18 protein-coding genes are annotated in these 19897 nt (G+C 58.5%); 12 read left to right on the top strand and 6 right to left on the bottom strand.

All coding sequences use genetic code 11. From position 1 onward, the window contains the following. The first annotated feature begins 133 nt into the window (after window positions 1-133). From ACYPXD_RS32910 to ACYPXD_RS32890, 5 genes are all read left to right on the top strand, one after another. Entirely contained in the window at window positions 134-1381 is a 1248-nt protein-coding gene (locus ACYPXD_RS32910; protein ID WP_459722266.1) for an ABC transporter substrate-binding protein, read from the top strand. Between the two features lie 199 nt (window positions 1382-1580). Next, window positions 1581-2522 (top strand): carbohydrate ABC transporter permease, encoded by a 942-nt coding sequence (locus tag ACYPXD_RS32905; protein WP_459722261.1) that lies wholly within the window; start codon window positions 1581-1583, stop codon window positions 2520-2522. After that, complete coding sequence (locus ACYPXD_RS32900; protein WP_459722258.1) at window positions 2512-3369, top strand: carbohydrate ABC transporter permease; 858 nt, start codon at window positions 2512-2514, stop codon at window positions 3367-3369. The genes ACYPXD_RS32905 and ACYPXD_RS32900 overlap by 11 nt, the downstream gene beginning before the upstream one ends. Window positions 3370-3402: 33 nt before the next feature. After that, entirely contained in the window at window positions 3403-4518 is a 1116-nt protein-coding gene (locus ACYPXD_RS32895; protein WP_459722255.1) for an ABC transporter ATP-binding protein, read from the top strand. Between the two features lie 84 nt (window positions 4519-4602). Further along, window positions 4603-4953, top strand: a complete 351-nt coding sequence (locus ACYPXD_RS32890) for a hypothetical protein (RefSeq protein ID WP_459722251.1) — start codon at window positions 4603-4605, stop codon at window positions 4951-4953. Between the two features lie 61 nt (window positions 4954-5014). On the opposite strand, the gene ACYPXD_RS32885 is transcribed toward ACYPXD_RS32890, so the two are convergent. Next, window positions 5015-5635 carry a trimeric intracellular cation channel family protein gene (locus tag ACYPXD_RS32885; RefSeq protein ID WP_459722246.1) on the bottom strand — a complete coding sequence of 207 codons (621 nt, stop codon included), beginning with the start codon at window positions 5633-5635 and terminating at the stop codon, window positions 5015-5017. A 46-nt stretch (window positions 5636-5681) separates the two neighbouring features. Next, complete coding sequence (locus tag ACYPXD_RS32880) at window positions 5682-6449, bottom strand: Smr/MutS family protein (protein WP_459722241.1); 768 nt, start codon at window positions 6447-6449, stop codon at window positions 5682-5684. 313 nt (window positions 6450-6762) lie between these two features. On the opposite strand from ACYPXD_RS32880, the gene ACYPXD_RS32875 reads away from it, so the two are divergent. Further along, a complete protein-coding gene (locus tag ACYPXD_RS32875; RefSeq protein WP_459722238.1) occupies window positions 6763-7830 on the top strand; it encodes a ParA family protein in 1068 nt (355 codons plus the stop codon). Between the two features lie 189 nt (window positions 7831-8019). Here the strand turns inward: ACYPXD_RS32875 and ACYPXD_RS32870 are convergent, their stop codons facing one another. Next, the gene (locus ACYPXD_RS32870) at window positions 8020-10413 is read right to left on the bottom strand and encodes an AAA family ATPase (protein WP_459722235.1); all 2394 of its coding nucleotides are present in this window, start codon (window positions 10411-10413) and stop codon (window positions 8020-8022) included. Between the two features lie 240 nt (window positions 10414-10653). Here ACYPXD_RS32870 and ACYPXD_RS32865 point away from each other — a divergent pair, with 240 nt between their 5' ends. Beyond that, window positions 10654-11997: a PDDEXK-like family protein gene (locus tag ACYPXD_RS32865; RefSeq protein WP_459722228.1), complete on the top strand. Its 1344-nt coding sequence runs from the start codon at window positions 10654-10656 to the stop codon at window positions 11995-11997. A gap of 334 nt (window positions 11998-12331) precedes the next feature. On the opposite strand, the gene ACYPXD_RS32860 is transcribed toward ACYPXD_RS32865, so the two are convergent. Together ACYPXD_RS32860 and ACYPXD_RS32855 are read right to left on the bottom strand one after the other, a co-directional pair. Further along, window positions 12332-12574: a SymE family type I addiction module toxin gene (locus ACYPXD_RS32860; RefSeq protein ID WP_459722224.1), complete on the bottom strand. Its 243-nt coding sequence runs from the start codon at window positions 12572-12574 to the stop codon at window positions 12332-12334. A 372-nt stretch (window positions 12575-12946) separates the two neighbouring features. Then, window positions 12947-13180 (bottom strand): hypothetical protein, encoded by a 234-nt coding sequence (locus tag ACYPXD_RS32855; RefSeq protein WP_459722221.1) that lies wholly within the window; start codon window positions 13178-13180, stop codon window positions 12947-12949. A gap of 98 nt (window positions 13181-13278) precedes the next feature. On the opposite strand from ACYPXD_RS32855, the gene ACYPXD_RS32850 reads away from it, so the two are divergent. From ACYPXD_RS32850 to ACYPXD_RS32830, 5 genes are all read left to right on the top strand, one after another. Continuing rightward, window positions 13279-14028 carry an SDR family oxidoreductase gene (locus ACYPXD_RS32850; RefSeq protein ID WP_459722218.1) on the top strand — a complete coding sequence of 250 codons (750 nt, stop codon included), beginning with the start codon at window positions 13279-13281 and terminating at the stop codon, window positions 14026-14028. A 560-nt stretch (window positions 14029-14588) separates the two neighbouring features. After that, entirely contained in the window at window positions 14589-15350 is a 762-nt protein-coding gene (locus ACYPXD_RS32845; protein ID WP_459722215.1) for a hypothetical protein, read from the top strand. A 191-nt stretch (window positions 15351-15541) separates the two neighbouring features. Beyond that, window positions 15542-15802, top strand: coding sequence for a hypothetical protein (locus tag ACYPXD_RS32840; protein ID WP_459722212.1), 261 nt, complete (start codon window positions 15542-15544; stop codon window positions 15800-15802). Window positions 15803-16201: 399 nt separating this feature from the next. Then, the gene (locus ACYPXD_RS32835) at window positions 16202-16663 is read left to right on the top strand and encodes a (2Fe-2S)-binding protein (protein WP_459722209.1); all 462 of its coding nucleotides are present in this window, start codon (window positions 16202-16204) and stop codon (window positions 16661-16663) included. Window positions 16664-16666: 3 nt separating this feature from the next. Then, on the top strand, window positions 16667-18865 hold the full coding sequence (locus ACYPXD_RS32830) for a xanthine dehydrogenase family protein molybdopterin-binding subunit (protein ID WP_459722206.1): 2199 nt from the start codon (window positions 16667-16669) through the stop codon (window positions 18863-18865). Between the two features lie 248 nt (window positions 18866-19113). On the opposite strand, the gene ACYPXD_RS32825 is transcribed toward ACYPXD_RS32830, so the two are convergent. After that, complete coding sequence (locus ACYPXD_RS32825) at window positions 19114-19881, bottom strand: GNAT family N-acetyltransferase (RefSeq protein ID WP_459722203.1); 768 nt, start codon at window positions 19879-19881, stop codon at window positions 19114-19116. Window positions 19882-19897 lie beyond the last annotated feature (16 nt).

Here is a 19897-nt window from a genome sequence, read left to right as displayed (position 1 = left end):
CCTGTTCGTCACGCGGTTTTCTTGCGGTGTTCCCGCAGTGTTCTAGTTGTTTGCCTGTTTGATTCGACCATAACCGCTCCCTGTCCAGCAGGGGCTCAACGTGTTTAAGTCAGGTGTCTGGAGGAGATAAGCAATGAAATTCCGTGCGATCATGGGCGCCCTGTGCGCCGCAGGTCTGATGTGTGGCGCCGCTGCAGCACAGGCGGCCGAGCAGGTCGAGGTGTTGCACTGGTGGACGTCGGGCGGCGAATCGAAGGCGATCGGCGTGCTGAAGGACGATCTGCAGAAGCAGGGTTACGTCTGGAAGGACTTCGCAGTAGCAGGCGGCGCCGGTGCAGCGGCCATGACCGCACTGAAGACCCAGGTGATCGCGGGCAACGCGCCGAGCGCGGCTCAGATCAAGGGTCCGCTGATTCAGGACTGGGCATCGCAAGGCGTGCTCGTCAATATCGACTCGGTCGCCGGCGACTGGAAAAAAGAGCTCCCGCCGGAAATCGACAAGATCATGCACGCGGACGGTCACTACGTGGCCGCGCCGTTCTCGGTGCACCGCGTCAACTGGCTGTACATCAACAAGGCAGCGCTGGACAAGGCGGGCGGCAAGGTGCCGACCACGTGGCCTGAGTTCTTCGCGGTGGCCGACAAGATGAAGGCCGCGGGCATCCAGCCGATCGCGATGGGCGGCCAGCCGTGGCAAGACCTGACGCTGTGGGAAGACGTCGTGCTGTCGCAAGGCGCGGACTTCTACAAGAAGGCGCTTGTCGACCTCGACCAGAAGACGCTGACGTCGGCGCAAATGGTTCAGGTGTTCGACACGGTCCGCAAGATCCAGGGCTACTTCGACAGCGGCCGCACGGGTCGCGACTGGAACCTCGCCACGGCGATGGTCATCAACGGCAAGGCCGGCATGCAGTTTATGGGCGACTGGGCCAAGGGCGAGTTCGCGAACGCGAACAAGAAGTCGGGTTCGGACTATATCTGCGCGGCCGTGCCGGGCACGGAAAAGAGCTACACGTTCAACGTGGACTCGTTCGTGTTCTTCCAGCAGAAGGGTCAATCGGCGGCCACGCCGGGTCAGCTCGCGCTCGCGAAGACGATCATGAGCCCGGCCTTCCAGGAGCAGTTCAGCCTGTACAAGGGCTCGATCCCGGTTCGCCTCGGTGTGTCGATGGACAAGTTCGACGATTGCGCGAAGAAGTCGTACGCGGATGAACAGGCTGCGATCAAGGCCGGCGGCTATGTGCCGTCGCTTGCTCACGGCATGGCTCAGGCGGACGCCACCGCTGGCGCGATCAGCGACGTCGTGACGAAGTTCATGAACTCGCAGCAGGATTCGAAGAGCGCGGTTGAAGCGCTCGCGAAGGCCGCGAAGACCAAGTAATTCGCGCTACACGCACTACAGTAGTGGTATGCAGTAGCAGGATGCCCGGGGTCGTGTCTGTGCTTACCGCATGGATGCGCTCCGGGCCAAGACGGTTCGACGACAGTCGCGCCCTCGGCCGCATCGACGGGCCGCACTTTTCCGGATCTTCCGACGAAAAGCGTGCCGGCCCTCGCGGCATAGTTCCAGGAGTCGAGTTGTGACTGCTTCTATTAGCGGAAACGCAAAGCGCACGGTTTCCGTGACGCGCCGCACGTCGCCGACGGCGGCACTCGCCGACCGCTGGATCCCGAAGCTGGTGTTGTCGCCCAGCGTCGTGATCAGTCTGGTCTTCGTCTATGGCTTTATTCTCGTCACGGGTTATCTGTCGCTGTCGAATTCGCGACTGTTGCCGCGTTACGACTTCGCCGGTTTGCAGCGTTACCGCGAACTGTTCGACAACGACGTCTTCTGGACGTCGGCAAAAAATCTCGGCTGGTTCGGCATTCCATTCATTGCGATTTGCATCGGTTTGGGCCTGTTCCTTGCCATTCTGCTCGACCAGCGGATTCGCAACGAAGGCGCCTTGCGCGCGGTGTTCCTGTACCCGATGGCGCTGTCGTTCATCGTGACCGGTACCGCGTGGCAGTGGATCCTGAATCCGGACCTCGGCTTCCAGAAGGTGTTGAACGACTGGGGCTGGACGAGCTTTACGTTCGGCTGGCTCGGCGATCCGGACAAGGCGATTTTCTGCGTGGTGATCGCGGCGGTATGGCAATCCACGGGCTTTGTGATGGCGCTGTTCCTGGCCGGTTTACGCGGCGTGGACAGCGAGATTTTCAAGGCCGCGCAAGTGGACGGCGCAACGCTGCCGACCATCTACCGCAAGATTGTGATTCCGAGCATGCGACCGGTGTTTTTCTCGGTGCTGCTGATTCTCTGTCACATCACGATCAAGACCTTCGACCTCGTCGTCGCGTTGACGGCGGGCGGCCCGGGCACGTCGTCGAATTTGCCGGCCATGTTCATGTACACGTTTTCGTTTAACCGCGGGCAGCTGGGAGTGGGAGCGGCATCGTCGATGATGATGCTGGCGACGGTGGTCGCCGTGCTGGTGCCGCTGATGTATCTGGAATCGCGAGGTACCCGCAATGCAGCCTAAGATGAACCTCAACCGCGCGGTGATTTACGCGGTGCTGATTCTGTTTGCGCTTTACTTCCTGTTTCCGCTGTACGTCATGTTGTCGACGTCGTTCAAGGACATCGATCAGCTGCGCGCCGGCAACCTGCTCACGCCGCCGACGCACTGGACGTTTGCGCCGTGGATCAAGGCATGGAGCGAAGCGTGTACGGGCGTGCGATGCGACGGCATGGAGCCGTTCTTCATGAACTCGGTGCGCATGGTGATTCCGGCCGTGCTGATTTCGTCGATTGTCGGCGCGTTCAACGGTTATGTGCTCACGCACTGGCGCTTCCGCGGCGCGGACGCGATCTTCACGATGCTGCTGGTGGGCTGCTTTATTCCGTTCCAGGCCATTCTGCTGCCGATGGCGCGTCTGGAAGGCTTCTTCGGCCTGTCGAACACGACGACCGGCCTGGTGGTGGTGCATGTGGTCTACGGTATTGCGTTCACCACGATGTTCTTCCGCAACTTCTACGTGAGCGTGCCGGCGGAACTCGTGAAGGCGGCGCGCATCGACGGCGCGGGTTTCTTCATGATCTTCACGAAGATTCTGATGCCGGTGTCGCTGCCTATTTTCATGGTGTGTCTGATCTGGCAATTCACGCAGATCTGGAATGACTTCCTGTTCGGTATCGTGTTTTCGGGCGTCGATTCGATGCCGATCACGGTGGCGCTGAACAACCTCGTCAATACGTCGACCGGCGTGAAGGAATACAACGTCGACATGGCAGGCGCGATTATCGCGGCGCTGCCGACGCTGCTGGTCTATGTGATCGCCGGCCGCTATTTCGTGCGCGGCCTGACGGCGGGCGCGGTGAAGGGTTAATCGAGCAGGTTAAGAGACAAGAGGATTCACAGCATGGCAAGCCTTTCCATCCGTGACGTGTACAAGACCTACCCGAACGGGGTGCCGGTCTTGAAGGGTGTCAACATCGACATCGAAGATGGTCAGTTCCTGATTCTGGTGGGCGGTTCAGGGTGCGGGAAGTCGACGCTGCTCAATATGATTGCCGGCCTCGAGACCGTGACCAAGGGCGAGATTCAGATTGACGGCAAGACCGTCAATAATCTGTCGCCGAAGGATCGCGATATCGCGATGGTGTTCCAGTCGTATGCGTTGTATCCGTCGATGACGGTGCGCGACAACATTTCGTTCGGCCTGAATATCCGCAAGGTGCCGAAGAACGAGCAGTCGCAGATTGTCGATCGCGTGTCGAACATGCTGCAAATCCAGCATTTGCTCGATCGCAAGCCCGGGCAACTGTCGGGCGGTCAGCGTCAGCGTGTGGCGATGGGCCGCGCCTTGGCGCGCGACCCGGTGATGTTCCTGTTCGACGAACCGCTGTCGAACCTCGATGCCAAGCTGCGCATCGAGATGCGTTCGGAAATCAAGCTGCTGCATCAGCGCCTGGGCACGACGATCGTGTATGTGACGCACGATCAGATCGAGGCGATGACGCTCGGCGATCGCATTGCGGTGATGAAGGACGGCATCGTGCAGCAATTCGGTGCGCCGCAGGATATCTACGATTCGCCTTCGAATCTGTTCGTGGCCGGCTTTATCGGTGCGCCGCCGATGAACTTTATTCAAGGCAAGGTGGTGGAGCAGGGCTCCGGCGTGGGCATGGAGCTCGACACGGGCGTCAAGAAAACGGTGCTGAACCTTCCGTTCGACGGGCAGGTGAAGTCGCATATCGGCAAGGACGTGATTCTTGGCTTGCGGCCGGAGCGCATTACCGATCCGCGCCATGCGCACAATGCGGAAGGCGGCAAGCTGCAGCAGATCGACGTGAAGGTGGATGTGATCGAGCCGACCGGGCCGGATACGCTGGTGTTTGCGCAAGTGAACGGCAAGCGGATTGTGAGCCGCGTGCACCCGGGCGCGAATCCGCAGCCGGACCAGAATATGACGTTGTTGTTCGATGTGTCGAAGGCCGTGCTGTTCGACCCGGCGACCGAAGAACGGATAGCCTAAGGAATTTTGTTGACGGATTATGCCAAGGCCCTGTGCGTGCGATGACGCTGGGGCCTTTTTCTTCAGCATTTCGGAGACTGCATCATGACGTCCAATTCTTCCGCTCCCAAAAAGCCGCTTTCGCAGAAGCGTGTCGATTTGCTTGGAGCGTTGCTGCAAGAAGCGCTGCTGACGGGGCGGCGACATCAGCGTCAGTTTGCGCAGCTGGCGGCGCTGGCGCGCGCGATTGAAAGCCCGGAGACGCCGGCGGGGGATCGGGTTCGGCTGCTTGCGCTGCTTGGGCAGGTGGCGGCGGATGCCGAGACGCAGTCGCAACTCGATCTGGATATGTTCGAGAGTTTGTTAGGCGGGCGCGTGATGAAGCGGCAGACGCAGCAGGAGGCGCATCACGGCAAGGATGTGTTTGTGGTGGCGGCTAACGATACGCGGCATTGACCGTTGAGCGCCGCGCGGGCGCTCATGCCTGGGTGCTTGAGTGCGTTACCGCATTAGCGCATTAATGCGGTAGGCGGATGTCGAATTTGAAGGTGACGAGCCGCGCGATCAGAATGAACAACGTCGCGATCAGCACGCTGTAGACGTTGTCGAAGTTGATGTGATCGAGAAAGACATAAAGCAGGCAGCCGACGAACGCGCAGGTGGCGTAGGGGCGGGAGTCGCGCAGGATGAGCGGGACTTCGTTGCACAGCACGTCGCGGATCACGCCGCCGAAGACGCCGGTGGTGACGCCCATCATCGCTGCGGTAAAGCCGGGGAGCTGGGCGTCCAAGGCGAGCGATGTGCCTGAGACGCTGAAGAGGCCCAGGCCGATTGCGTCGGCCACCAGCAGAACGCGTTCCGAGAAGAGGCCCGAGGCGGCCTTGAGCAACATCGGCGCGAAGAACGACACCACGAAAAGCGCTATCACATAGTCCTGATGCTCGACCCAGTAGAACGGGCGATGCTCGAGCAGGATGTCTCGTACGGTGCCGCCGCCGAAGGCGGTGGCCATGGCGACCAGAAATGTACCGATTGGATCCAGACGGCGCGCGCGGGCTTCGATAAAGCCCGAGATGGCGTACGCGAGGATGCCGATGGCCTCCATGGCGGCAAGGGCTAGGGTTAGGCGCGGGTGCATTTGGGTTGTGCTTTTGTTTTTGCTTCTGAGTCTAGTTCTGGTCTGTTCAGGCTTTCGGCTGGTTGGTTGGCGGGCCGGGTTGCAGCAGGACAAGGACCGCGCCGGCGCCGCCGTCGTGCGGTCGGGCCTGGCAGAAGGCTATCACTTCTTCCTTTTGTACTAGCCACGCGCGGACTTTGCCTTTTAGGACCGGTTCTTTGCCGATTGAGCCTAGGCCCTTGCCGTGGATTACTCGCAGGCAGCGGAGCCCCTTTTTGCTGGAGTCGCGGATGAATTCGGCCAAGGCTTCTCGGGCTTCTTCGCGGCGCATGCCGTGGAGGTCGAGTTGCGATTGGACAATCCATGCGCCGCGGCGGAGCTTGCGGACCACCTCCTGGGCGATGCCCGGGCGGCAGTAGAAGAGCGATTCGTCTGTGTCTAGAAGCATTTCCGGGTCGAATTCGTCGGAGATGGCTTCGGTTAGGACGGCGGCTTCGTCCAAGCGCGTTTGGACTGGCAAGGGCGCAGGTGGGTTGCGGGGGAGGGTGGCGCGGGGTTTGGCTCCCAGCGGCGTGACTCCTTCGCCTAGTTCGCGGCGGAAGAGGTTGGAGTCGGCGTCGGCGGCTCGCTTCGCTTCGCGGACTTGGGCTTGTTGCTGCTGTTGGTGTTGGGATTGTTTTTTTAGGGCGTCGCGGAGGGTGGCGAGGTCGGAGAGGGCGGTGGCGCGTGTAAGAGCAGGTTGGGGTGGCTCGTCCACCGGCTTTGCGGGAGGCTCCGGAGCGCGGGCCTTCGCTGCGCGCTTGGGGTCGCTCGGGTGTGGGCGGTTCTTCGGCATGGCGTGAAAGCTTGGAGAAAGAGATCTGCCGCTTGTACGGAATGCCATGATCGGTGAGCGTCGTGGCGCCGCCAGCGACTTCAGACTGGTGACCTATCTATGCATTTTATCCGCTCTCAAAAGCTTGGCGGAATTGGCGCGGCTGCGCGAAAGGCATTGGGTAGCAGTTCCGTTTGCAGGATCGGACATTCGTGGTCGTCTGCCTCATGTTGCCCCATCCTGCTACTTGCAACAGCTTCAGAGCCCATTCATACTGCTCCGCGCAACTAATTTTCGATGGCTGACGAGTTTCTCGTTATAAGGAGAGAAAAGCGTGCCTTTGCTTCAGTCGTATGCCGTGTGGAACAATAAGGGAGGCGTTGGGAAAAGTACCCTGACGTTTCACATTGCATCGCGCTACGCGCAGACTCATCCGGATCACCGTGTACTTGTCATCGATATGTGCCCGCAGGCCAATGTCAGCATGATGTTTCTCGGCGGTGGAGTACAAGGTGAGCGGCAGCTTGTTCAGATGTGCGCTGGTGCTGCGCCACACACGGTCGTAGGTTATCTTGGTAGCGTGCTTGGAGCCGGTCCGGGAGCTCCACTCCCGCACCCGAACCAGTACCTCATTCACATTGCCACAGGTAACCATGCGATCCCCGCAAATCTTTATTTAATGTGCGGTGACGGCAATCTCGAGCCGATGGTGCCCGCGATCAATGCCGTGGCTGCAGCTCAGCCTCTCACAGCAAACGCGAACCCGTGGCTGTGGGTACATCAAGCCATTCGCAACTTGATCGGCAACCTTGATCAAGTCGATGCTGCGCCTTGGGTGGTATTCATTGACACCAATCCGAGCTTCGGGGTGTACACCGAGATTGCTGTATCTGCAGCCGACAGATTGATCGTCCCCGTCAATGCGGACGACTCATCTCGCGTGGCTGCTTCGGCTATGTTCATCCTCTTGTACGGTATGAATCCGCCTCACCCAATCTACGGGAATTTCACGTTCGCGTTCAGGGCGCAGACTAGTGGTCTGCCGCGCCCGCTCATGCACATGATCGTAGGCAATCGCCTCACGCAATACGTAGGAGCGGCAACGGCGTTCCAAGCTCTATCAGATGCCACTGCTGACGAACTCTTTCAGCAATTTCACTCCAATCCGCAGCGGTTTACCCAGCGTGCAGTGGCCATTCACTCTGTGCAAGAGTTTCGGCAACAATATTCGAGGCCCCTGCGAGACTTCAATACGGTTGGCGTTGTGGCGGCACACAATGGGTTGCCTCTGTCCGTCTTGCAACAACGTCACTATCCGGTACATGGCGGCAATGTGCGTGTGAATATGCGAGACGTGACTCTCTGTCAGCAGGCACTCGACGATGTCGTCGCTACTTTGTGACTTGGAGTCGGCTCCGCACTTAGGCGGCCAGGCTCGGACAACCTGTCTTGCACACTTGCGAAGCTGAATACTCTTGTCTGTCTACTGCGGCCCCTTCGATGAGTCGATAATTTATCTACTTCTCATAGGAATCGATCGAACACAATATTCTGTCGGACTATACGCACGACAAGATACTTCATGCTCAAGTCAAGACACGAATGGGTCCGTCTTCTCTATGCTAAGAAGAAAATAGCCAAATTGTTCCTTGTCGTTGTCTCTAATTTTCTTCAGCACAAATTTCGCGATCGATGCTATCTCTGCACAATCGATTGGTTGGGCGCTTCGGTCAATAAATTCTCCAAGGTGTGAGAATTCATTGGTCAAGCGTTGCACGAGCGCTTCTGAATTCGTTCCGTCTGAGAAGAACATCTGAACCCGTTTATCATAATCGCTGCGCTCACTATTAAAAAACGGATATTTGAAAAAGAGGAACGCTTCAAGGAATTTTCTAAGATTATTTCCGAAATTATAGAAGCTGTGGTAATGGCGGCCCGCGTTGCCCTGATTCGAGCAGCAGTATATCTCGCCAAATAAAAAGTTAAGCTCCGTGACGTAATTTCGCAGGTAACTCGGCATTAGGCCGATCATGCTTGATTGATCTTTCCTGGTGAGCAAAAAATGCTCGCTGTTTCTTGCGGGTTTGGTAAGCCTTTTCAGGTACTTTAAAAATTCAAGGTTGTGTGTGGAGATGAACATCTGCTCGTACCGATGCTCCGACTTTCCGTCCGCCAGCTCGACGGGTCTGGCCAGATAATTCTCGATCAGGCTGTAGACGAAAAAGATGTGATTGCTATCGAGACTCGAAATCGGATCGTCTATGTAGATGATCACTTTCTTCCCTTTCGTCTCGACATCCTCGAGTTTCGCCAGAAAATAGCAGAATGCGACAAGGCTGCACTCGCCTTCACTCAAATTATACGCAGAGAGATCGCCTCTCAGTATTTCAAAGCGATATGAGGCCGTGTCTGCTTTCTCAACCGCGGAAAGACGAAGACCACCGTGACCCAAGAAATGCCCAAGATAGTGATTGACTCTCTCGGCGCCTTGCGTTTCATCGCGGAGTCGGGTCTTTAGTTCCTTGATACGGTCCGTTCGCTTCTTTCCTTCCGATTGAATTTCGTCGAGTGCCTGCTTGATTATAACTACAGCGTCATCGAGCGCCTTAATTTTTTCACCTTCGCCCGCGAGATTAACGTCGATAACGAACTGTGCGACCTCACTGAGGCGCAGTTTGTCCCGTGCAGTTTTCTGTCTCTCCGAGAGCGATGCAGTCGTTTCGTTGCTTTTCCGGATCACGTTATTTATTGAGGAGATCGTCTCTAGTATCGCTTCGGCATTGTCGGAAACTACAACTGACAGGCGCTCAGAAAAGATGTCCTTTTTGCGGGCGCTAAGTTCGCCTTGCAGTGTTACGAGACTTGCCTCGTACTCACGGAGTAATTTTTCAAGGCCGCTCCTCAAGGTGTCGAATTCGACATGGAAGATCGAATACAACGCGTTCCGCTCAACTGTCGTGATTGCTTTGAGGCACTCCTCTTCGCGGGTAATTTTTTGCAAGAAAGCGTCGATTTCTTTTTCCAGATCGATCGATTCTTTGCTGAAATGCTTTCCGAGTCTTTCCCACAAATCCGTGGGCAAAGGGTTACCGCAGAAGCCGCAGGTAGATCGTCCTCCCTGGTGAAGGCCAACTCCTGATTTGACCCAGCTTTGCAGGATGGCGTCATTCAGCAAATCCTGTATGGGCGCGCTGGGTTTGATTTTTCGAGTTAAGAGGTCGTTGGCTATCGTGACAAGGCCGGCCAGTGCAGGATCGAACGATAGGTGTTTTTTCACATCAGGGAGGGCGATTTCCCTAAGAAGACTGACTTCTGCGCTACGCTCGGTTTCTTCTAACGGCGTAATTTGGTTGTCCTGGACGGTCTTGATATCCACTCTCAGTCTGCGAACGTCGTAGTTCACGTCTTTGTAGAGTGGATTGTGCTTGATGCCTGTCGGCTTCTTGTTCGCCTTATCGAAGATTTTGCTCTCGAGTTCTTCTTGGGCCTTCCTCGCTTGCTTTTGTTTTTCCGCGTGCTCTTTTTTCTTTTCCTGATAATTGTGCCGCAAGCCTGTTTGCTGTTCGGGGTTTCCGAGTTCCAGTTCAAGTCTCTCGATTTCTGACTCAATTTCTTTGTTTTGCAGCCCGAGCACAGCGAACGGTGAAATGTGCCCTTGTTCATCCCGGAGGAACGCAAGGTGCTGGTCGACAAAATCTTTGTTGTACACGCGGACGTCATGGCCCTGAAGTGGAATCTGACTGTTGGTGGCGGTACCTGAGGACAGGGTTATCGTGAAAGACGGATCAACATACCGTGGCGAGATTGCCCCGGTCTCAAGTGCTCGAACAATTCTCGATAGGGTGGTTTTTCCCGAATAATTGCGCCCATAGATAATGTTCAATCTTTTAAACTTGACGATGTTGTTACCAGAATCTCTAACTTCAGCGTTCCACGAGAAATTAGAAAAACATCCAAAATTGATAATGTCAATTTTTTCGATCATGATTGCCCCGGTTTCCTATGCCTCGTCTTCTTCATGGCGCCGCGGTTCAGACGAACAGAATCGCAACATCCGATCATGCTGGATCAAAACGCCAATGTATGGATCGTACGCCCAAGCATATACGAGGGCTTTTATTGTTTGGGCATATCTTCGATCAAAATTTATGCCGTTTGAATAAAAGCTCGTTTGCTAAGGATGTTTGTATCTAGGGCATAATTGTCGACCTACTCCGGGGGATTTATGGCCACAAGAAGAAGGCGGGCGCCCGCAGCCGCCTATGACGTTGATCTATTTCAGCAGTTCGTCAGCGACTCCGACTTAGGGCAGGCGATCGAAGCGCTCAAGAGAGCGAACGATATCTTTGACATTATTGAACCGCAGGAGACACAGCATTCGCAGATACTGCAGTGGCTGCTAAACCCGCGGGAAGGTCACGGTCAGGGCGATGCAGTTTTCAAGGACTTCCTCACGGCCGCTTGGGCTGCTTGCGAAGTCGAAGATGGCCCCAACGCTGACTTCTTTGCCTATTGGACGCCAGCGCGGACCAGCCTCACGGGATTTCATAGCATTCTGCTACTAAGAGAGTACCGTATATCGCCAGATAATCACCTTGACTTTTTCATTGTCGACCCCGTCAACCGGTTCGTCATTGTGGTGGAAAACAAATACAAGGGACGTCTCGGCAATCAGCAACTGAACCGTTACCGACGTTCGGTCAGTGCGCTTGTCGAGCGGCACCCGAGCTTCCGCAATTATCGCGTCGCGCTCATCGCGCTCGACAAGGGCCGTTCAAGACAACTGCAATTGCGTGAACTGCTTCGGCATTGGATCTACTTGGACTATTCATGGTTGGAGGCCGGCGCGAGCCGCGCGGAGGCGCAGTTACGACGAGGTAATCAGTCAGCCAACCTGCTCATCTCCTATTGCCAGCGCCAGGCGGACTACGAGTCGCAAGCCGAGAAAGACGTCGACACCATTCTCGCAAGGCTCTCCCGGAAATACCGCTCGCTCCTCATGCCCCTTGCGGAGGCTCGAGCGGCGCGTTTGAGCAAGGCGCAAAACTTGACTTTGGGTGAGCCGGATAGCGACCTCTGGTTATTTGCACAACACCATTCTGAGCTCGTATCGAGGCTGACCCGCCTAAAGAGTTTATCGTTCGTAAAGGCTGACCTCGCGGTTGCGTTATCCGGCACCAAGTTTGAATATGAAACGGGGGATAACTGGATCCAGATTTTTGACGCGGATTGGTATCAATATGCCCAGCCCGACGAGAACGAAGTTTACTGGTGGCCCTTCTACCTTCGGGTAAGGTCGATTCAGCCAGAACACATGACCGAAGAAGAACTCGCGGAGAGCAACGAGCACCTTTATGGGGTGAGCGTCGCGTATCGCGAGCTTCATCTGCGCAGCGATAAAGCCGCGCGGATTCATGCTGCAATGATCGAGAAATTTCCGGAACTCGCCGGCGGCCGGCAGAAGGCAAATGTGCGTCGCATCATGAAAGACGCGGTCCGCGAAAGCAATCTTATTCCGGAGTTGCAACGTCGCTATCGACTGATCAGCTCCGCTTTGCAGGGACACTAAATCGGTCGAAACACAATACGTCGAGATTGAAGCGATAAGCCGGAGAGCAACCTCACTGTCGCTTGCCCGTGCTGAGTGCGTCAGACCTGCGCACGCGCTGAGGTCACGGAGCATCGACGATGGGACGTTGCGCGATGGATTGAAGCAAGCAGATCGGAACGGCTACCGGAAGCGCGGAATGCGCTGCTTGATATGGACCCGTAAGGCCAGGCAATGAACCAAGCACTGCCACGCGCCGAGCTTTTTGGAGGAACTGGTACAGGCCGTCGGAACAGGGCTGAATAATGATGTTTGGACCAGAGCCAACCACCCTCTGGTCCGCACCCCTCTCACATCAAGCCGGCGTAATCACCAACTTCTCCTTATGCACTTCCACGCGGACCTTGTCGGAAATCTCAAACCCCGCTTCCCGCAGCCAGCGCCCCGACAGACGAATCCAGGGCGCAGGCTCATAATCGTCGTAACCGCGCTTCCAAACCGGCCAGTCCTTGGGACGATAAAACGGCTGGCGTAGTCTCGACACAGTCAAGTAACGAACCGGAATACCGTCCTCTGTTTTATGATTGCGTTTAGCCATGGTCAACTCCTTGGTTGAGTTGGTTGTGGTTAGCGGGTCGTATGGGTGCCAGCCCATGCGGCCCGCGCTCTTTCTCCTTCCTGCTCTCCCTTCTTCTAATTCCGTTTGCTGGTAGAAAGAACGCGCTTCACGTTCTTTAGCGATCCATCATATTTTCGATGATCGGATGCGCGAATGCAATGACTTGGGTAGGCTAAAAATAAGCGCAACAAGCGAAAAATTAACGCCTGCTTGAAGCAAGGAAAACGCGGAATTTCCGGCGACATAAGCAAAAACTGCCGTGCCCAACGAAATGCTTGGTGTGAGTTAAAAAAGCTAAGAATCGTCCAATAGACGTAGCGCTTTAGCTCGCGTAATTTGTCGTTCCTTGTCTCATTCGAGATAAGCAAGCGCTAAGACTTTGTTGCCGTTTTGTCGTTCACGGCTCGATGACGGCGCGCGGCGGAATCTTGACGCGTGGAGCGAGCCATTGGGAGCCATCGCATAGTCGTCCGATTCGTCAGCCGGCAGAGCGCTTTCGGTCATGAAATAGGCACGTTTCAGAATAGCCGATGCAAAACGCAGCGATATAAGATCGTCACCGATGGCTAGCGCATCATGTTCCACCGATTGCCGATGTCATTGTTGAAGGTGTCCACGCGAGAGCCTCTGCTATCGAGGATCGGCTTCGACCCAACCCAAGCGCACGTACAGGAAATCGACCAATGAAACTGACAGGCAATACGGTTTTCATCACGGGCGGGGGATCGGGCATCGGACGCGGTATCGCGGAGGCTTTCCACAGTCTCGGCAACAAGGTCATCATCTCGGGCCGGCGGAAAAACCTTCTGGACGAGGTGACGACGGCCAACCCGGGAATGCAATCCCTGGAACTGGATATCGAGAACGCGTCCAGCATAGCGACCGTCTCGCAGACGCTCACCGACCGATATCCAGACCTGAATGTCGTCTTCAACAACGCTGGCATCATGCAGTTTGACGACGCGGCGGGCACCATCGATGAAAACTTGCTCACTTCCACCATCGCTACGAATTTACTCGGCCCGATTCGGCTGACCTCGGCACTGATCGACCATCTCAAGAGACAAAAAGAAGCGGCGATTCTCTACAACACCTCGTGGTTGGCCTTCACGCCGTTCGCCCTTACCGCAGTGTATTGCTCAACAAAAGCCGCGCTGCACTCCTATGCCTTGTCCCAGCGCTACAAGCTGCGCGGCACCTCCGTGCGAGTCATCGAGATTGTCGTGCCGTGGACGCAGACCGACTTGTTGAACAGCGCAAACGAACCTCGTGCGACGCCACTACGGGAGTGCCTCGATGAAACCCTGCGCCTTCTAGGCACAGATACAGACGAAGTCGTGCTCGAACGGGCCAGGCAACTGCGCAACAATGCAGGTCCGAACGAACATCCCTATGTCATCGAGTTCAACAACGGGCTGCTTGGAGTGGAGTAGTGCAGCGCCGAGACTGGCACTGAGAACGTTTTCATCGCCAACACTTCAAATACAGCCCGGCCGCAGATTCACCATCCCGTTTCCCGCCTACCCCCGCCCTAGGTATTTCCCCATCCCTTCCGTTTGTCAGATGTGAGTATTTCCGTACGGAGTTTCCTATTTCGATCGAACACCATCCGATTGCCGACATGGTTTCAGCGGCGTGCGTCGTCTGGCTTCGGGTATGCGTTTAAGAGGGTTCCGGCAAGGAAGTCGCACATGAAAAATGAATAACGTCATCGCGAACGGCGCGAGATGCGTGGCTGTTTAAGCACCACCAATCCGCCATGCCACAAGCGATCGACGGACGATATGCAATCTGCAAGCCATTGCATTTAGCCAGATCGCACTGTCGTGAGAGCGACCGTGAAATGCTCAAGAGATCGGATTATCCGGGGGCGTTGTGCAGTCACGAGAAGGGTGGCGTCTATCACCACGCACGAGGCTGCGTATCGGCATGGGGTCGACCAGGGAGGTCGCTTACGCATTTCCATTTGTCTCTCTAGCTACGAGGTGAAGCCATGAGAACTAAATCGTTGTTAGGGATTGCGGTTGCGTCGGTGGTGTTGGCGCCATCGCTGCAATCCATTCCAGCACTAGCCGACGGTCCGAAATCGGCATACGACAACGGCGGGACGGATGTGTCGCTCGATCCCGGCGAAGAACGTGTGACAGCCGATGAGGAAAACAAGGCCCGTCAGAAAGACCTGAGCGATGCCTATCACAATGGCTACGCCGCTCGGGCGAAGGAAGACGCCGAGACGTACGCTTCGTTGAAGGATCAGTTGAAGCAAACGTCGAAGCCGGCCAAGGCGAAAGAGGTGCCGCCGCTTCCGCCCGGCTTGCCCGGCGACGATGACGACGACGAGGCCACCGTGACCCCCGTCCCGCAGCCGCCGCAGACCGCGCAGCGCGCCGTGGCGGCCCAGCCGCAGCCGCGCTACCAGGCCGCGGCGCAGCAGCAGCCGAGGTACGCGCCGCCACCCGCACCACGTTACGCGCCTCAGCCGGTCTACGCGCAAGCGCCGGCTTACGAAGAGGGGCCTTCGCCGTATCGGCAGCAGCCGGTCTACGTGCAACCCGCGTATGCACCGCCGGTGCGTACCGTGCCGTACGTGCCCGTTTACGCGCAGGAGGAGTATCAGCCGTATCCGGTGCCCACCGTGGTGCAGCCGGTTATGGCAGTCCCGACGCCGTACCCGGTCTACCGGGCGGGATACTGGGCAGGATCGTATCCGCGGCCATACAGCAACGGACCGATGATTTACCAGGTATGGCAATAAGCAAGGCGCGGGCTGGGGGGATTGCGACCCCGAGCCCGCCAGCCGGCTTCGTCACGTTCGCGCCTGGGCGCGCGCACCCGCAACAATGAATTCCGCCGATAGGGCTGATTGTCGAGCAGATGCAGGTCTAGACTGCGATTTAACGGATGCGTACAACACGGTACGCAGCGCCTTTCCCGAAGAGAAAAGCCATGAAAATCGCACAATCTGTTATCGCAGCCTTGATCGCCGTTTCGCCCGCTCTCGCATTCGCACAATCGACGCCGCCATCGTTCAATGACGACGTAAGGGCAAGCATCGCGCAAGAGCAGGCGAACTATCGGTATGCGGCTCCCGTCGACCAGTCACAAGCGGCGATCAACGACGCGAGACGGACGGGCCTGCTGCCGCATCAGATGGCGCAAATGAACCTCGGTCGTTACTCGCTGTCGGTTGTGCGGCCTTCGTTTTAATTGAATCGTCGTTCGCCGCGGCGCGGTGGTCTTGACGCCACCGTCGCCGCTGAATGCACTTCGCATTACCCGCCATCCTCTTCCTTCCGCATTCGCCTTCCTGTGAACGTGAACAAACAGGATTAGGCAAACCTTCCGGAGTTTCGAACAAACCCGGTTCGTTCTCTTTCGGCGAAACTCAGACACGTTGCCGTCGCTGTGTCCGGCGTCGCTTTCGAACGTCAACCCCAACCCCAACCCGAACGCCAATCCGGACACTCACCGAGACCCGCGGCAATGTCTTGCGCATCCGCGCCACGCGGAACCCGCGCCGCCGCCAGCCACTGCCCGGCAGCGCAGCCGCGCGTCACGCATGCGCAAAACGCACAACCACAAATCATCCTCTCCACGGAGCAGTCGATGTCGACCACCTTGATACTCAACGGCAAGTCCACCACACTGGACGCCGATCCCAACATGCCGCTGTTATGGGCGATTCGCGAAGTGGCCGGCCTGCACGGCACGAAGTTCGGCTGCGGCATGGCGCAATGCGGCGCCTGCACGGTGCATCTCGAAGGCCAGCCGATCCGCTCGTGCATGATGCCGCTGTCGGCCGTAGCCGGCCGCCACATCACGACCATCGAAGGGCTGGACAGCAAACAGGCGCACGCCATCCAGGCCGCCTGGGTCAAACACCAGGTGCCGCAGTGCGGTTACTGCCAGTCCGGCCAGGTCATGTCGGCCACCGCGCTGCTCACGGAAAACCCCGCGCCCACCGACGCGGATATCGACGCCGCGATGAGCGGCAACATCTGCCGCTGTGCAACCTACACGCGTATTCGCGCCGCCATTCACACGGCCGCCGAATCGATGCAGGGGTGAACGATGACGACCGATATCGTAGAGATCCAGCGCCCCGCACGGCGCACGTTTCTGAAAGGCGTCGGCACCGCCGCCGCGCTTGCGCTGACCATCGGCTTCGAATGGGGCGGCCTCGGCAAGCGCGCGCTGGCCGCCGAAGCGCCGGCCGGCGGTAGCACGTTCGCGCCCAATGCGTTCCTGCGCATCGGCGCCGATAACAGCGTGACCGTCATCGCGAAACACGTCGAAATGGGCCAGGGCGCATACACCGGCATCGCGACGATCGTCGCCGAAGAACTCGATGCCGACTGGTCCAGCGTACGCGTCGAAAGCGCGCCCGCCGATGCGACCCGCTATGCGAACCTCGCGTTCGGCAAGATCCAGGGCACGGGCGGCAGCTCGGCGATGGCCAATTCGTGGACGCAGCTGCGCGAGGCCGGCGCGAAGGGCCGAGCGATGCTGGTATCGGCGGCCGCGCAGCAATGGCAGGTGCCCGCTGCGTCGCTGCGCACCGAGCGCGGTGTGGTCTATCACGACGCAAGCGGCCGGCACGCGAGCTACGGCTCGCTGGTCGCGCAGGCGTCCGCGCTGCCGGTGCCGGACAAGGTCACGCTGAAAGACCCGAAAGACTTCAAGCTGGTCGGCACGCGCGTGCCGCGCGTCGACGTGCCGTCGAAAACCAACGGCACCGCGCAGTTCACGATCGACGTGACGTTCCCCGGCATGCTGGTCGCGCTCGTGCAGCGCCCGCCGCAGTTCGGCGGCACGGTCAAGTCGTTCGACGCGACCGCGACCAAGGCGGTGCCGGGCGTCGTCGACGTCGTGCAGGTGCCGCGCGGTGTCGCGGTGGTGGCGAAGAGCTTCTGGGCCGCGAAACAGGGCCGCGACGCGCTGAAAGTGGAATGGGACGATACGCACGCCGAAAAGCGCAGCTCGGCCGCCATCATGGCCGAGTACCGCAACCTCGCCGAGCAGCCCGGCCTGCCGGCGCGCACCGAAGGCGACGCGGCGAAGGCGATTGCCGGCGCGCCGCGCAAAATTTCCGCGAGCTATGAATTCCCGTACCTCGCGCATGCGCCGATGGAACCGCTCGACGCCGTCGTCAAGCTGACCGCCGACAGCTGCGAAATCTGGGCGGGCGACCAGTTCCAGACCGTCGACCAGGCCAACGCCGCGCACACCGCGGGGCTCCAACCGCAGCAGGTGAAGATCCATACGCTGTATGCGGGCGGCAGCTTCGGCCGGCGCGCGAATCCGGGCTCGGACTATATCGTCGAAGCGGTGTCGATCGCCAAGGCGCTCGGTGCGAACGGCACGCCGCTCAAGCTGCAATGGACGCGCGAATGCGATATCCACGGCGGCCTGTACCGGCCGATCTACTTTCACAAACTCGAAGCCGGTCTGACCGACGACGGCAAACTGGTGGGCTGGCAGCACCGCATCGTCGGTCAGTCGATCGTTGCGGACACACCTTTCTCGGGCCTCGCGAAGAACGGTATCGATTCGACCTCGGTGGAAGGCGCGGCGAATATCGCGTATGCCATTCCGAACCTGTCGGTCGAACTCGCGACCACGCGCACCGGCGTGCCGGTGCTGTGGTGGCGCGTGGTCGGCAGCTCGCATACCGCGTATGCCGTCGAGGCGTTTATCGACGAAGCGGCGCATGCGGCCGGTCAGGACCCGTACACGTTCCGGCGCAATCTGCTCGCCAACCAGCCGCGCATGCGCGGCGTGCTCGATCTGGCGGCCAGCAAGGCGGGCTGGAGCAACGCGCCGCTGCCGCCGGGCAAGGGCCGCGGCATCGCGGTGGCCGAGGCGTTCCACACGTTTGTCGCGCAGGTGGCTGAGGTGTCGGTGGGCCAGGACGGCAAGGTCAAGGTCGACCGTGTGGTGTGCGCAGTGGACTGCGGCACGGCGATCAATCCGGACGTGATTGCCGCGCAGATCGAAGGCGGCATCGGCTACGGCCTCGGCGCCGCGCTGTACGGCGCGATCACGCTGAAGGACGGGCGCGTCGAGCAGAACAACTTCGACGGGTATCAGGTGCTGCGCATGAGCGAAATGCCGAAGGTCGAAGTGCACATCGTGCAGTCCGCGGAGGCGCCGACCGGCATCGGCGAACCGGGTGTCGCGCCGGTTGGGCCAGCAGTGGCTAACGCGATTTTTGCGGCGACAGGCAAGCGGTCGTATTCGCTGCCGTTTGCTCAAGAGAAGACTGCCTGACGCGGCATTGCTTCTAACGGCGGGCCGGTTCCGGAGTGGGGGAGCCTGGCTCGCCGTTTATGCCCACCGTTTCTTATCGCTCGAGGACGCCAGGCGCCGCTGCTTCGCAGCAGCCGGGCGTTCGCGCCAACGTGGCGAAGACAGCCTTTTCGGCGGGCGAGTCCGCCATCTGCGCAACACGTCGATGCCGTGTAGGGCTGAGCCTGAACATTAACGGAGCCTGTCGGTAAAGCGCTCGATAGCGGCTTTCAGGTGCCGGTAGCCGTTAGGCCGCAGAGCCAGACGTCCCACGTTCCGATTGTCTGGAAACCCAGACTCGCGTACATCGCCTTGCCTGCCTCGGTCGCGCTCAAATAGAACCTTTCGATTCCGCGATTTCGATATAAAGCGATTGCCTGACTGAGCAGGGACCGGCCGAAACCCTGGCGCCGGCGAGACTCTGCGGTCGCCATGAACCAGATCCCGGCTGTGTTGCCACTGGCCGTTACCGTAAGTGTACTGACGGCGTCGCCGCGCGAGATTCCGACAAAGATCGCCACTGTTGGATCCACGATCATCGATGGATTGACCGTCCTTTTCATCGACTCGATCGAATAGCGTCCCTCCGAGCGCAATGCGATCGCACGCGAAATTAACGGGTCGTCGACCGCAGGAACAAGCTCGCAGGTATGAGCGGCACCGGGTAGCGCATCCTTGCGCAGCACCATAAGCGGCATCTGCCCCGCGTGTGTGTAACCGCACGCGGATGCCGATACCGACGCTTCTGCCGCCCCTTCTTGCGCGATAAGCGCCAGAGCGGGGTGTCCGCAGCGACGCGCGCGCGCGGCGCTCGTCAACAGCACGTCTTCAGTTTCAGCGCCGAGACGTGCAATTATCATGTTCATCGCGGCATGCGGTTCCCCGCTGAATACGACCGCACAATCCTCCGTAAATCGAGTGTGAAGGCCCGGAGCACCGCCCATCAAGGCGGCGACGGCTCGACCGCTCAAGCGACCGAATTCGATAAATTCGTTCATACAGTTCCGCGAGTAT

The organism is Paraburkholderia sp. 2C (genome assembly GCF_054589215.1).
This window is presented reverse-complemented; position numbering and strand designations above follow the sequence as displayed.